The sequence below is a fragment of the Emticicia fontis genome, from assembly GCF_054779675.1.
This window is the reverse complement of sequence record NZ_BAAGXU010000002.1, coordinates 201,631-215,815: the sequence shown is the minus strand read 5'-3', so window position 1 is coordinate 215,815 and position 14,185 is coordinate 201,631. Positions and strand designations below refer to the sequence as shown.

14 protein-coding genes are annotated in these 14,185 nt (G+C 36.3%); 9 read left to right on the top strand and 5 right to left on the bottom strand.

Going from position 1 to position 14,185, the window contains the following annotated elements:
* Position 1 precedes the first annotated feature (1 nt).
* From pxpB to ACYVFA_RS02035, 6 genes are all read left to right on the top strand, one after another.
* Positions 2-673 carry a 5-oxoprolinase subunit PxpB gene (gene pxpB, locus ACYVFA_RS02060; protein ID WP_460470195.1) on the top strand — a complete coding sequence of 224 codons (672 nt, stop codon included), beginning with the start codon at positions 2-4 and terminating at the stop codon, positions 671-673.
* Between the two features lie 186 nt (positions 674-859).
* Positions 860-1,249 carry a hypothetical protein gene (locus tag ACYVFA_RS02055; RefSeq protein WP_460470124.1) on the top strand — a complete coding sequence of 130 codons (390 nt, stop codon included), beginning with the start codon at positions 860-862 and terminating at the stop codon, positions 1,247-1,249.
* A gap of 86 nt (positions 1,250-1,335) precedes the next feature.
* Positions 1,336-2,442 carry an MDR/zinc-dependent alcohol dehydrogenase-like family protein gene (locus ACYVFA_RS02050; protein WP_460470123.1) on the top strand — a complete coding sequence of 369 codons (1,107 nt, stop codon included), beginning with the start codon at positions 1,336-1,338 and terminating at the stop codon, positions 2,440-2,442.
* 3 nt (positions 2,443-2,445) lie between these two features.
* Positions 2,446-3,270 carry an alpha/beta hydrolase gene (locus ACYVFA_RS02045; protein ID WP_460470122.1) on the top strand — a complete coding sequence of 275 codons (825 nt, stop codon included), beginning with the start codon at positions 2,446-2,448 and terminating at the stop codon, positions 3,268-3,270.
* Between the two features lie 68 nt (positions 3,271-3,338).
* Positions 3,339-4,283 (top strand): 5-oxoprolinase subunit C family protein, encoded by a 945-nt coding sequence (locus ACYVFA_RS02040; protein ID WP_460470121.1) that lies wholly within the window; start codon positions 3,339-3,341, stop codon positions 4,281-4,283.
* Between the two features lie 14 nt (positions 4,284-4,297).
* Positions 4,298-5,053, top strand: coding sequence for a LamB/YcsF family protein (locus ACYVFA_RS02035; protein WP_460470120.1), 756 nt, complete (start codon positions 4,298-4,300; stop codon positions 5,051-5,053).
* A gap of 168 nt (positions 5,054-5,221) precedes the next feature.
* Here the strand turns inward: ACYVFA_RS02035 and ACYVFA_RS02030 are convergent, their stop codons facing one another.
* Both ACYVFA_RS02030 and ACYVFA_RS02025 read right to left on the bottom strand, forming a co-directional pair.
* Positions 5,222-6,481 (bottom strand): M56 family metallopeptidase, encoded by a 1,260-nt coding sequence (locus ACYVFA_RS02030; protein WP_460470119.1) that lies wholly within the window; start codon positions 6,479-6,481, stop codon positions 5,222-5,224.
* Entirely contained in the window at positions 6,478-6,840 is a 363-nt protein-coding gene (locus tag ACYVFA_RS02025) for a BlaI/MecI/CopY family transcriptional regulator (RefSeq protein ID WP_460470118.1), read from the bottom strand. The genes ACYVFA_RS02030 and ACYVFA_RS02025 overlap by 4 nt, the downstream gene beginning before the upstream one ends.
* Positions 6,841-7,037: 197 nt before the next feature.
* Between ACYVFA_RS02025 and ACYVFA_RS02020 the strand changes: the two genes are divergently transcribed.
* The 3 genes from ACYVFA_RS02020 to ACYVFA_RS02010 all read left to right on the top strand — a co-directional run bounded on the left by ACYVFA_RS02020 (position 7,038) and on the right by ACYVFA_RS02010 (position 11,205).
* Positions 7,038-8,354, top strand: a complete 1,317-nt coding sequence (locus ACYVFA_RS02020; RefSeq protein WP_460470117.1) for an MFS transporter — start codon at positions 7,038-7,040, stop codon at positions 8,352-8,354.
* 469 nt (positions 8,355-8,823) lie between these two features.
* A complete protein-coding gene (locus tag ACYVFA_RS02015; protein WP_460470116.1) occupies positions 8,824-9,939 on the top strand; it encodes a glycosyltransferase family 4 protein in 1,116 nt (371 codons plus the stop codon).
* An 81-nt stretch (positions 9,940-10,020) separates the two neighbouring features.
* Complete coding sequence (locus ACYVFA_RS02010) at positions 10,021-11,205, top strand: glycosyltransferase (protein ID WP_460470115.1); 1,185 nt, start codon at positions 10,021-10,023, stop codon at positions 11,203-11,205.
* Positions 11,206-11,255: 50 nt separating this feature from the next.
* Here the strand turns inward: ACYVFA_RS02010 and ACYVFA_RS02005 are convergent, their stop codons facing one another.
* From ACYVFA_RS02005 to ACYVFA_RS01995, 3 genes are all read right to left on the bottom strand, one after another.
* Positions 11,256-11,918, bottom strand: coding sequence for an endonuclease III domain-containing protein (locus ACYVFA_RS02005; protein ID WP_460470114.1), 663 nt, complete (start codon positions 11,916-11,918; stop codon positions 11,256-11,258).
* A gap of 201 nt (positions 11,919-12,119) precedes the next feature.
* On the bottom strand, positions 12,120-13,097 hold the full coding sequence (locus tag ACYVFA_RS02000; RefSeq protein WP_460470113.1) for a Rossmann-fold NAD(P)-binding domain-containing protein: 978 nt from the start codon (positions 13,095-13,097) through the stop codon (positions 12,120-12,122).
* 80 nt (positions 13,098-13,177) lie between these two features.
* Entirely contained in the window at positions 13,178-14,164 is a 987-nt protein-coding gene (locus ACYVFA_RS01995) for a hypothetical protein (RefSeq protein ID WP_460470112.1), read from the bottom strand.
* Positions 14,165-14,185: the final 21 nt, after the last annotated feature.

The window sequence follows — 14,185 nt, the reverse complement described above, 5'->3', positions numbered from 1 at the left end:
CCTGATACCATCATATAAAATATTCCCCTTAAGTGATTCATCCATCACCATTGATTTTGGTGCTGTGATTGATGTTGAAATTAATACAATTGTTTCTTATCTATTTGATTATTGTAATAAACACCCCTTTGAAGGTTTCAAAGAAGCTGTTCCTGCCTATGCGTCATTGACCGTTTTTTATGATGTTTTAAGGGTAAGAAAGGCTTATCCTTCTCATTCAATAGCTTATAACATTGTAGAAAACTATTTGCGGGAAGCTCTACAAAACTTATCATCATCCGAAAAAGAAGAATCATTATTAATTGAAATTCCTGTAGTTTATGATGGAGAAGATTTAGATTTCGTAGCTACTCACAATCAATTAAGTATAGAAGAAGTAATACAAATACATATTCAACCAACCTATCGGGTTTACATGATGGGCTTTTTACCAGGTTTTGCTTATTTAGGAGGAATGGATGAAAGAATAGCCACTCCCCGAAAATCAACCCCTCGAACTAAAGTACTAGCAGGTAGTGTAGGCATTGCAGGCAAACAAACTGGTATTTATCCCCTCGAAAGCCCAGGTGGCTGGCAATTGATTGGTAGAACCTCATTGCCATTATTTAATATTGATTCTTCTAGCCCTACACTTTTGAAGGCTGGAGATTTGGTGAGGTTTGTGCGTGTGTAAGAAGTTTGACAATTGCTCTTTTAATTCAACGTAAAAAATCTTAACTACGCAAATAGAATACATAGTTAGGTGATAATTTTATGTTGAAATCGAATAAATGATGCTTTGCTAAAAAGAAAAAAACTCTAATGACTTAGTCTATTTCTTCTCCTCTATCTTACGGAAAAAAGACTAAAGTATACTATATTGAAAGCTCAACTAACCATAAAAACCACCTCATTCAAATCATTTCTGCGGCTTTTCGATGAAAATCAAGTCTTGGAAAACTTTGAATATGGCACCACAGGTTATAAAAATGAAGGGTGGGTAGACGAAAGAATATTTAATGGACTCCATACGATAGAAGATATTCTTAATTTTAATGAGGATACGATTGAACCCGTTATATTTAGTGCAAACATAAATAAGATGGAAGTCGAATACCTTGGAGATGACCATTATCCGGTGCAGGAGTATAAAGTTCATGGAGAAGATTTTAAGCTTAAAGGCTTGATTAATAAAATTATTGAATGGAATGCTTATGAGTCTGATAGCTATGTTTATTCTGAGATTCAGCCAGTATATGATTCAATATGAGATTTTGTTAATTATTGAAGTTCATTCACCCCCATCCATAAAAAATCTCCTATCTTTGACACAATTCAACTCTATTTACTAAACCCATGATACAGGCAAAGGCCGCCATTGCCGATGGACAAGGCAATTTTTCTATTCAAACCATTGAGGTAAACGATAGCCCGGTAGGGGATGAAGTACTGATACAGGTAAAAGCCGCGGGAATTTGCCACACAGACTGGGATTCTCAATCGTGGGGCAAGCCATTAATAATGGGGCATGAAGGTGCTGGAATTGTAGTCAAAATAGGCCCGGAAGTAAAAAACTTACAAGTTGGTGATAAAATAATACTCAACTGGGCAATTCCTTGTTATCAATGTTTTCAATGTCAGGAGGGTAATCAACACATTTGTGAAGTGAATTCGCCAGTTACGGCTGGAAATAAGGTTTCGGGTGGGCATGCCAGAATAGAAGCTTCTACTTTAGCTAATATTCCTATTGAGCGTTCTTTTAGCCTTGGTACCATGTCTGAATATACTTTGGTGCGTGAGGCTGCCTGTGTTAAAATCAACGTTGATATTTCATTTTCTTCTGCTGCCATTATTAGTTGCGGAGTCATGACGGGCTTTGGCTCGGTAGTTAATGCTGCCAAAGTAAAAACAGGCTCATCGGTTGTAGTTCTGGGAACGGGTGGGGTAGGACTAAATGTAATTCAAGGAGCAAGAATTGCCGGAGCTTCTAAAATAATCGCCATAGATATTAACCCAACCAGATTGGAAATGGCCATTGAATATGGGGCTACACACACTATTTTAGCCTCAAAAGAAGATGTAGGATTGCTAGAAGCGGCAAAGAAAGTAAAAGAACTGACACAACGAGGTGCAGATTATGCTTTTGAATGTACCGCCATTCCGGCATTAGGCGCAGCGCCTTTAGCAATGGTAAGAAATGCAGGCATAGCTGTACAAGTAAGCGGCATTGAACAGGAAATTACAATTGATATGAATCTCTTCGAGTGGGACAAAGTCTATATTAATCCATTATATGGCAAGGCTCGTCCACAAATTGATTTTCCCATTTTACAGGAACTTTACCAGAAAGGCGACCTGATTTTAGATAAAATGGTTACCCGAACTTACAAATTAGACGAACTCGGCAAAGCCTTTTCAGACATGCACCAAGGCTTGAATGCTAAAGGCGTAATCGTGTTTTAAAATATGTCAAAATTCTTTACTATAGAAATATCTGACCCAACTTATGAATTTGACAATCTCCGTTGGGTAACGGTAAAAAGCAAAGCCCTTAAAAAAAGAGCCGATGTAAGTCTTTTTATACCAAAAAATATTGCTCCCGAAGCCATTAAAGGAATAGTAATACTTTTACATGGTGTTTATGGCTCTCATTGGGCTTGGTCGCTCAAAGGTGGTATACATAAAACTACCCAAAGCCTGATTAATGAAGAAAAGATAGAGCCTATGCTCTTAATAATGCCTTCGGATGGTTTATTTGGCGATGGAAGCGGTTATTTACCACATCATACTGAAAACTACGAAGACTGGATTGTCGCAGACCTCAAAGACTTAATTTATGAAATTCATCCAGAACTAAAGCCTGATTTGCCTTTGTTTATTACAGGCTTATCGATGGGTGGTTATGGCGCCATGCGCTTGGGAGCTAAATATCCACAAGTATTTAAGTCTTTTTCGGGATTATCATCTATCACAGAGTTTTCTCAACTCAAACAATTTCTTGAAAATGAAGATGATACTATTTTGAAGAAAAGTGTGTTAGCAGAAGAAAGTACGCTTCAATGGCTATTAGCCAATAAAAGCCAACTACCTCTTTTTCGATTCGATTGTGGAAAAGATGATATATTAATAGAAGCCAACCGAAAATTACATCAGGATCTGCTGGAAAATTGTATTCCTCATATTTATGAAGAATACAATGGTACCCACGAATGGCCATATTGGGAAGAGCATATTGTGGATACATTGGTTTTCTTTAATAATTTAATTAAACAGCCAACGCACAGTAAATGAGTGAATATCCTCTGGAAAAGTTTTTAATCACTAATTCACACATTCACTAAATCACTCAATAATTATTGATGCAATTCTTAAAACCCGGCATATTAAGCACTTATCAAGATAATGGTAGAAATGGCTATCGGTATTCAGGCATTAACCCGAATGGTGCAATGGATACAATGGCTGTCAGATTATTGAATATACTTTTGCAGAATGATGAATATGAAGCAGCTATTGAAATCCATTTCCCAGGACCAGAGATTTTGATTGAAAAGGATTGTATGATAGCCATAGGCGGAGCTGACTTTACTCCCTATCTTGTTAATGAAAACCATCAATTTATTCAGGTAAATAACTGGCAATGCAACTGGGTGAAGGCCGGGAGCACTTTAAAATTTAAAAAGCGTATCTGGGGACAAAGAGCCTATCTGGCTATTAAAGGAGGCTTTTCAATGAAAGAATGGCTGGGTAGTAAAAGTACCAATAGCTTGCTTGATTTTAATACCATTACTCTCGGACATGAGGTTGACACGGCAATTTATATTAAGCTTGATTTCTTACCTTATTTAGGCTATTCTATCCTGCCACCTTATTCGCCTTCTCCTATTATAAGACTTATTAAAGGGAATGAATATGATTTTCTTACACCAGAAAGCAAAGAGATTCTAGAGAACCAAAGGTTTACTATCACCCAAAACTCTAATCGAATGGGTTTTAGGTTGGTAGGAGAGGCTTTAAAACAGGAAAGTAAAACAGAGCTAATTTCATCAGCGGTAGATTTTGGCACTATTCAACTTTTACCCGATGGCCAGATGATTATTCTCATGGCCGACCATCAGACAACTGGAGGTTATCCACGTATTGGAAATGTAGTTTCAGTAGATTTGCCGATTTTAGCCCAATGTGGTGCAAAAGACTCAATTCAGTTTCAGTTTATATCTTTAGCTGAAGCAGAAGAATTATTAATTTTGAGAGAACAAGAAATTAGAAAACTAAAGGCTTCAGTTAAGATTTTTGCTAAATAAACTCAATACTAAAAATGCAAAGCATAGACTTGAACTGTGATATGGGAGAGTCGTTCGGGATATGGACGATGGGTAATGATGATATATTGATGGACTATATTTCGTCCGCAAATATTGCCTGTGGCTTCCATGCTGGAGATGCTTCTATTATGCGTAAGACAGCTCAATTAGCCCTGCAAAAAGGCGTTGCCATCGGTGCCCATCCGGGCTTTCCTGATTTACAAGGCTTTGGCAGACGAAATATGGCTTTGAATGCACAAGAGGTCTATGATATTTGTATTTACCAGATAGGCGCTATGCTGAATGTGGTTAGGGCTTTGCATACTACCTTGCATCATGTAAAACCACATGGTGCATTATACAATATGGCGGCTAAAGATGCAAAACTGGCCCAAGCTATTGCAGAAGCTACAAAAGACAGCCAGGCCGATTTAATTCTCTATGGTCTTTCAGGAAGTTCACTGATCAGCGAAGCAGAAAAGATAGGTTTGCGAACGGCCTCAGAGGTTTTTGCAGACCGCACCTATCAGAATGATGGAAGCCTTACCCCACGCACACAGCCCGATTCAATGATTGAGGATCCTGAAACTGCGGTGAGTCAGGTTGTCAGGATGGTAAAAGAAAACATGGTTATTTCAACTGGTGGAAACTTTGTACCAATCAAAGCGGATACTATTTGTGTACATGGCGATGGCACACACGCAGTAGATTTTGCTAAGGCGCTCAATGCGAGACTCAAAACGGAAGGATTATTGGTAAAGGCTTTATAATCTCATTTCTTCTTTTAATTACTATAAATTAATTGTACTCAATTATAAATAAACTGCTGGAATAGAAATCAATCTATTCCAGCAGTTTATTTATAAGCATAATCCTCCCTTAAACATTCTGAGTAAAAATTCAGAAATAGTTAATTGAAAACAATTTTTTTGATTGGATTATTGTTTTTCCGGCATAGCTGGAGGGGGAGGAGGTGGGAGTTTCTCTTCTGCTTGTGAAGATTTCTCCATTTTTTGAAGGATCAAGGTCTTTTTAGGTTGATCCTGAGCTGCGGGTCTTAGTTCTAACCCTGATCGATGCTTGGATTTAGGCTCTTCGATTACTATTTCATCCATTTTTCGAGAAAGATTCTGACTTTTAGAATCCATTTCTACTACTGGTTCTCTAAGTTTCTCCTTAAGCGCTACAACTGCCACTTCATCCATTTTCTTAGATTGAATCTGGTTCGCAGCATCTACCTCTACAACAGGTTCTTTAAGACTTAGCTTAAGTTTGGACAGTTTTAATTCATCTGTTTTTTTATGCGTTGATGCTTCATCAGTTATTTGCTCTTTCATACAACTGAATACAAACATCAAAACTAAAATTAGTGGAATAAAAAGCAGAAACCTTGAATACTGCCATTGGTTCGATTGGTTTTGGTTCATTTTACTGATTCTGGTTTTAAGTGAATAAAAATTGAAATTTGTTACTAGACTAAAAGGGTTATTACCTGAAAAATGCAGAAGCAAATATTGATAAGTTTTCTTATCTATACCTTTGCTGATGACTACGGCATCGGTTAAAAATTCAAGATTCTGATGAATTGATTTTTTAAGCAACCAGGCAAACGGGTTTATCCAGTTAATGATTCTGACTAATTCTGCCAATAATACGTCTATACTATGATTTTGCTGAATATGAATAGATTCATGCAAAAGAATTTTCCCGATTTCAGGATTCTCAAAGGCACTTTCCGAAATAAATATAGATTTACCAAACGAGAATGGTAAAATATCCTGTGCCACTACATGAACTTTTAGCCCATACATTTCTTTTAAATGCACGCTTCGTTTTAATTTTAGATAAGACAGGAACTGGATAGCTAGATGAAAGCCTAAAACAATAACGCCCATGCAATAAACAAAAAGTAAGATTCGACCTAATAATGGGAGCCATTGAACAATTGGCTTAGAAAAAGGTTGATTTGTAACGGTTACGTACTGGCCTATATTAGTATTATTTATCTGATTTCGGAATAAATCATCCGCCCAATCAAATCGGATAATCGCAATGAAAAAGGCAATAACCATGCTTCCCAGAAAGAAGAAGCGATTGGATACAAAAAAGGTGAGTTTTTCTAAAAGAAGTTTGTAGAAAACCCATAAGACCATAATAGTCAGGCTGAATTTCAGCAGGATGAGTAATAGCGTTATCATTTTTTTTCTGATTCAATCATTGAAATAATTTCCTTTAATTCACTTGGAGTCAACTTTTTATTTTCAACAAAAAAGTTAACCATTTGCTGATAGCTACTATCAAAATAGTCTTCTACAAATCTATTGAGAAAAGAATTTTTATAAACAGCTTCGGTAATGAGTGGGGCATACAAGCTTACGTTCCCAATCTTACGGCTTTTCAGAAAACCTTTTTTCTCAAGATTTTTAATGGTTGATGCAAGCGTGGTATAGGGCACTTCTTCTTCGTTCAGTTGCTCTAATATAGCTCTTATATGAGTTTCCCCTAATTGCCATATCACTTTTATGGCTTGTTCTTCTTGTGCTGTCAGTTTTTGCATATTTCTACGAAATGTTTTTCGAATCTACGAATAATTCGTAGATAATACAAGTGTTTCGTAAAAAATATTTTATTGCCTCTTTTATCCTCACTTCTAATGTTTTTTAATAAATTGCTTCGCTTATTTTGTTTTCTAAACAATTGATGGCCTTTATACCCTTTGTATTTATTGAAAATTAATAACTACCTACCTTAGAAATGTTTCAAAAAAATCAGAAGAAAGTACTGACTGCCTGGACTATGTACGACTGGGCCAATTCGGTACATAATCTTGTTATTATTACAGTTGTGTTTCCAATGTACTTTCTGGCAACTACTACTTTGAAAGATGCAAGAGGAAAAGTTATGGACGACGTTGTGAATTTCTTTGGCTTCCATGTCCAGAATTCTGTTCTCTATTCTTATACTATCTCTGCCGCAACCTTATTCTTGGTTTTATTAAATCCGATTCTTACTCCTCTAGCCGATTCGAGCGGGCGACGTAAGTTTTTTATGAAGATTTTCTGCTATTTAGGAGCAGCTAGTTGTGCTTATTTCTTCTTCTTTACTAAAGATAACGTTTCATGGGTGGTTGTTGCATTTGGCCTTTCAATCATGGGTTGGGGTGGGAGTATTGTCTTCTACAATTCATTTTTGCCCGAAATTGCCACCGAAGACCGCTTCGATAACCTGAGTGCCAGAGGTTTTATGATGGGTTATGTAGGTAGCGTAATATTATTAGTTTTTAATCTGGTTATGATTATGAAACCTGAATTTGTGGGCCTGACTCAAGAAGATAGTGATTCTGGTTTTACAGCCCGTATTTCTTTTCTTACGGTTGGCTTATGGTGGGCTCTATTTGCACAGATTCCATTCCATTATCTGCCAGACGACCAGGTGAAACCATTAGCAGGTAATTGGTTGAGTAGTAGTTTTCATGAATTAGGTAAAGTATTGAAAGAAGTAAGACAGAATAAACTGCTTACCAAGTTTTTATTGGCATTTCTTTTTTTCGATATGGGTGTAATGACCGTAATCTATGTAGCCACTATTTTTGCCGATAAAGAATTGCATATAGAAAAGACAGGTTTGATTGTTACACTTCTGCTGATACAATTAATTGCAATTCCAGGCTCTTTTTTAGCTTCGTGGTTATCAAGTAAGTTTGGTAATACTAAGGCTTTATTGATAGAGATTTTCGTCTGGGGGCTAATGCCTCTAGCCGCTTATTTTACCACAACTGCCAATGAATTTTATGTGATTGCGGCCGTAGTAGGCTTAGTGATGGGTGGTATTCAATCCTTGTCGCGCTCTACTTATGCCAAGTTGATTCCAGACAATACAGAAGACACCGCCTCATATTTTGGATTTTATGATATTGTAGAAAAAATAGCCATTACAGTAGGTACACTGTTATTTGGTATCGTTGAGCAGATCACCGGCAATATGCGTAACTCAGTATTAGTTATATTGGTCTTTTTCATTATTGGTTTTGTTTTGTTGATGCAGATACCATCCAAAAAGATTTATAATTAGGTATATAAAAAATGATTTAAAAACATGCTGAAAAAAGATATGTGCTGAGTAGATTTTTCTGCTATTACCTGCTGGTGTTTTAATAAATATAATTCACTTTGCATTTCAATAAATTATTAACTAAACGGGTTATAGCAGAAATGTTCTTATTCTTTATTATTTTTGCCAACATATTCAGATAAAGTAATAATCAAGATATCAGGATTATATCTTAATAACCAAAATTCGGTTTTACCTTATTCTAAATAATATTATCAAATAGTCTAGGGCGTTTACCTGTGCTATTCGTGCTTTTAGTATTAGTTTTTATCTCAAAATAGCCTCAAAAGATAAAAACTTAGTAATAAATCTATAGCATATCTTTTTTAACAGAATAACTTTTTTGTAGAAAACTAAAATAAAGTGTAGGTGATTTTGCTTGTAATGTTTTCCTGGACACCGATATGCCCTGCCTGCATGAGCTTTTTTTATGAGAGTCCTTTTTGATCATCAATCATTTTCAGGTGCAAGATTTGGAGGTGTAGCAAGGTATTTTTATGACCTGATGCACAATCTGAAATATCATCAGGGAGTGGATGTGAACCTGTCATTACTTTTTTCAAACAATGAATACCTTAAAAATGCCGATGTAAAGAAAGTATTTCCTTTCGGTTATTTCTTAGGTCATGGCCTCACCAATACACTTTTCTCTCATGTCAATCGGGCTAATAGTGCCTTGCAGATTACCCGCCATAATTACGATATATTTCATCCAACTTATTTCAACGATTATTTCATGACTTTTTTGGGTAAAACACCATACGTGATTACTCATCATGATACTATTCCTGAAAAATTTGCTACTCAATACGCTGAATTAGACGGATTTGATAAAGCATATAAACAAAGAGTATTAGACAGAGCTGCCAAGGTGATTGCAGTATCAGAGAATACTAAAAATGATCTTTTGGATATTTTTCATATTGCACCCGAAAAAATAGAGGTAGTCTACCATTCTACGCATTTTGCTACTTATAAACCAGCTGAGGATTTTGATATTATTACACCCGAAAGATATTTACTATATGTAGGTAATCGGGATAATTATAAAAACTTTGATGTATTCCTTCGGTCAATTACTCCTATGCTACAAAAGCAGCAGGATTTACATTTGATATGTGCCGGAAGTCATGGTTTTAATGATACTGAGCAGAAGCTTTTTCATGAATTAGGTATCAGTAATCAAGTCTTGCATCAGGAAATACCCAATGATGCAGTACTTTATAGAACCTACCAGAAAGCAATAGCCTTTGTTTACCCCTCTTTATACGAAGGTTTCGGTATACCTATTTTAGAAGCATTTGCCTGTGGTTGCCCGGTTGTATTGAGTGATCGTTCTTGCTTTCCTGAAGTTGCGCAAAATGCAGCCTTATATTTCAATCCTGATGATACCGAAAATATCGCTTTCGAGGTAGAAAACCTGATTGATAATGCAGAGCTAAGATTGAATTTAGTGAAGAAAGGTTACCAACGCCTGAAAGATTTTTCACCTGAAAATACTGCAGAAAAAACATTAGGCGTTTATAAAAGTGTGCTTGGTAAATAAATGCCACATTTCATTTTAAAATCAATATAGCAGCTATTAAAGTTGTTTTATTATTAATCGTATTTCCAAAAAGAACAAATTATGCGAATTATTATCTGCGATATTTATGTAAAATTAGTAGGGCATAATTTAGGACATATTCAAAATATTCTACGATTTTTAGAACAAAACCCAAGTGAAGCAGAATACGTGTTTTTGCTGAATCCGGAGGCAAAAGCCATTCCCTCCATACGTACTTCTGCTAAAAATGTTCAGATAACTTTCTTTACCGACGAAGATTTTGCTCCGCACAATTCAGGGATGAGTCTGATAAAATCGACCCAATTAATCTGGAAATCCATCATGAAATATGTAAGTGATTGGAAAGCAGATAAATTGATTCTGATGATGGTAGATATGTTTCAGCATACCATCGGCAGTAGCCGTTCATCCTGTGAAATCACTGGTATCATGTTCAATCCTTATCCCAGAGTGATTCCGGCACAAGGCACACTTCGTTCAAAACAACAAACGGCTGTTACCAAGGCCCGTAAGCTATTTACTTCCTGGTGGATGCTTCGAAACAAGCATTTAAGGAAAGTCTTTATTTTCAATGATAAGCAGACAGTAAAGACAATGAATGAAACATTAGGAACAAAAATCTTTACTTATCTGCCAGATCCAGTATATGATTATCCCTCAAAAGCAGGGTTAGTCATTAAAGAAAAATACCGTATTGGAGCTAATAGAAAAATTCTACTGGCCTTTGGAATGATTGATACTAAAAAGAATGTAATTAATCTTTTAAAAGGACTGCAAGAGCTTTCTGCTGAAGAAGCATCAAGAAGTTGCTTGTTAATAGTTGGAAAAATAAGAGCAGAATACCAATCACCATTGGAAGAAGCCATAGTAGAAGCAAAGGAAAAACGTCCTGAATTACAGGTAACTTTAGAAAGCCGCTTCGTGGATGATGATGAAATGGAAGCATTTGTAGGGCAAAGTGATGTGATTTCATTAGCTTATGTCAATTTCTATTCTTCAAGTGGAGTTATCGGATTAGCCTCTCGACATAATAAACCCATTATCGCTACTAAATACGGCGTAGTAGGAGACCAGACCCGAGAATACCAATTAGGTTTAACTGTTGACGGACACAAATCCGAAGAAATTAAGAAAGCCTTTCAATATTTCTTAAATACTGAAAAAATAGAGTATCCACAAAAGGCCAGACAATTTGTAGAAGACCATACAAGCGAGGCATTTATCAGAACTTTGCTGGAATTATAGCCATTATGAGGCTATCTTAGTGATGGGCGCCTCCAGTTAGCTTCTATATTCTATCGATGTTTTTCCACTCCAACCTGCTCACAAAATTCTAGTACAGGACAATTAGAACATTTAGGTAAATTTCCAGTACAAATATGTTTGCCGAAAGGCATCAATAATCTATTAATATTAATCCACTGCTCAACGGGCACTTTGGCTTCTAATTTTTTCAATGTCTTTTCTGGTTGACTAGCCCGTACAAACCCCCATCTGTTAACTACCCGATGCACATGAATATCTACACTGATAGCGGCTTGCCCAGCTGCCACACCTAATGCCAGATTAGCGCATTTAGGCCCAACACCTTTCATTATTATTAACTTTTCGAAATCCGCTGGTAATTCGCCTTTATATTGCTCAATAGCGGTTTTCGCAATTCCTAACATCGTATATGCCTTTTGCTCAGGATATGAACTGCCAAATAATAGCTCACTTAGTTTTTCATGACTTAGTTTAAGTATTTCTTGTGGAGTTCGGGCAACCGCAAATAGTCTAAGAGAAACAGGAATAGTAGTTTCATCAAATGTTCTGATAGAGATAATGCATGAAATTAACTGTTCAAATAAAGAAGTATAACCTCGTTCGGCTAATTCAAACATAGCTGCTTTTGGAAAAGGTTTAATGGCTTCCTCAATTCGGGCAAGCATCAACGTAAGGTCAAAGTTGGGCTTCATAGTACATTTTTATTTTCAATCGAAAAATGAGAATAAAAATGTATGCCAGATAGAAATAAATGATATTCGCTGAGGTAAGGGGAATGCCATTCTGGGTTTAAAATTTTGAACCCCTACGTGTACCGATGGTGTTTCCGGAAACAAAAAAGATGGCTGAAAATCAATTCTGCCATCTTTCATATAATCAATAAACGATAATTCTTATACTAATTCTGCTACCTCTTTATTCGCTTGCTCCGAAATCCATTGATAGGTTTTAATGATACCTTCTTTCAATGATTGTGAGGGTGCCCAACCTAATTTTTCCTGAATTAAAGCGTTGTCTGAATTACGGCCGCGTACACCTTGTGGACCAGTAATATTATTGATTGTAATGTTTTTACCAGAGATTTCGATAATCATTTTAGCGAAATCGTTTATAGAAATCATTTCTTCCGAACCAATATTTACAGGGCCAGAGAAATCTGATTCCATCAAACGACGTACACCATCTACACATTCGTCAACATATAAGAACGAACGGGTTTGTTTACCATCACCCCAGATTTCAATACTACCACCGTCTTCTGCTTCAATTACTTTACGGCAGATAGCCGCAGGTGCTTTTTCTTTGCCGCCTTTCCAGGTGCCTTGTGGACCAAAAATATTATGGAAACGAGCAACCTTAACAGTGATACCTAAATTACGTTGGTAAGTTAGATATAAACGTTCGCTGAATAATTTTTCCCAGCCATATTCGCTATCCGGTGCAGCAGGGTAAGCTGATTCTTCAGAACATTTAGGATTTTCAGGGTCAAGCTGATTGTATTCAGGATACATACAAGCTGACGACGAATAGAAGATTTTTTTCACACCTGCTTGTTGAGCAGCGTGTAGCATATGCAGATTACATAGTGCCGAGTTGTGCATTACGGCAGCATCGTTTTCACCAGTAAAAATATATCCTGCACCACCCATATCAGCCGCCAATTGATATACTTCATCAAATCCACCTTCCAATACTTGTTTACAAACTACCGGATCCGTCAAATCACCAATCACAAAGTCATCCCCATTTCCATTTCCGTATTCATTATATTTTAAATCTACACCCCTTACCCAATAACCTTCACTCTTTAAGCGATTAACCAAATGGCCACCAATAAAACCACCTGCTCCACATACTAGTGCTCTTTTCATAGAAAAATTATGCTATTATTTATAAAATATACATCTAAATAAAGTACAAATTTAGTGAACGTAGCCGTATAAAAAAAATATTATAGTTTTTGATTTACAGCATTAATCCATATCTGTTTCCCTTCACAATTCCAATGCGTGTCCCCGACATCGTATAAGGTCTTCTGAGAATTACTGATTGGTGTATAAATATCAAAGATTGGCATACGCAAAGCTGGGTTGTTCTGAATGCGTTCAATCAGATGGTTATATTCACCCAAATCTTTACCCATAATAGAACTCTTATTAGGAGCAATCGTAAGATACACATCATCAAAACCGTTCTTCCGGTAAAAATCGTAGGTTCTGTTGACATTCTCTACCAATAACTTAATTTCTTTATCAGAAATTTTATCAAACGATGAGGTAATACCATTGGGGCGGGCATCTAACTCATAAAAAATATTCTTTTTGTCTTTCGATACCACCACTTTCCCATCGATCCTATCAAATATTTTATCATTCAAAGTAGCCTTCCATTCCTTGATAGCCAGAAAAAAGTCAGATGAAAATAATACTGATTCATGGCGTTCGGCATCATACCAGAAATCTGATTTTGCTTGCTTTAAGAAAGCATCCAAGGCTTTTTGCTTGCTTGGTTCTTTAAACGTCAAGTTTTGATAAGGAGTAGTAAAACGTTCTCTGAAATGGCGTTCAACCGTCTCAATAATCAATACATTTTTCTTAGTTTTGTCTAATTTAACATAAGGCTGATGTCCGATAAAGAATCGATGGAAACTGCCACTAACAAAATTTCCTGCATCAATTCTCCCTTCTTCTGTAAAACTATCCCCAATCAAATAAAGTGCCGTATTCGGCTGAGTTATTTTTGTTTGAGGGGTTGGACAAGTCTCTTTCAGTACTCTGAATTGAGATAAATTCGAAAAACGATATAAATCGCCATACCGATAATCGTCTTTAATTAACCCCTGTCCATATAGCCATTTCGATATATGTGTCGAGAAACCCAATAACCACAAGACTGAAAAGACAGTGAGCGCTGTGTATTTTAATATTTTTCGATTCATATCAATTATTAACTGGAACTA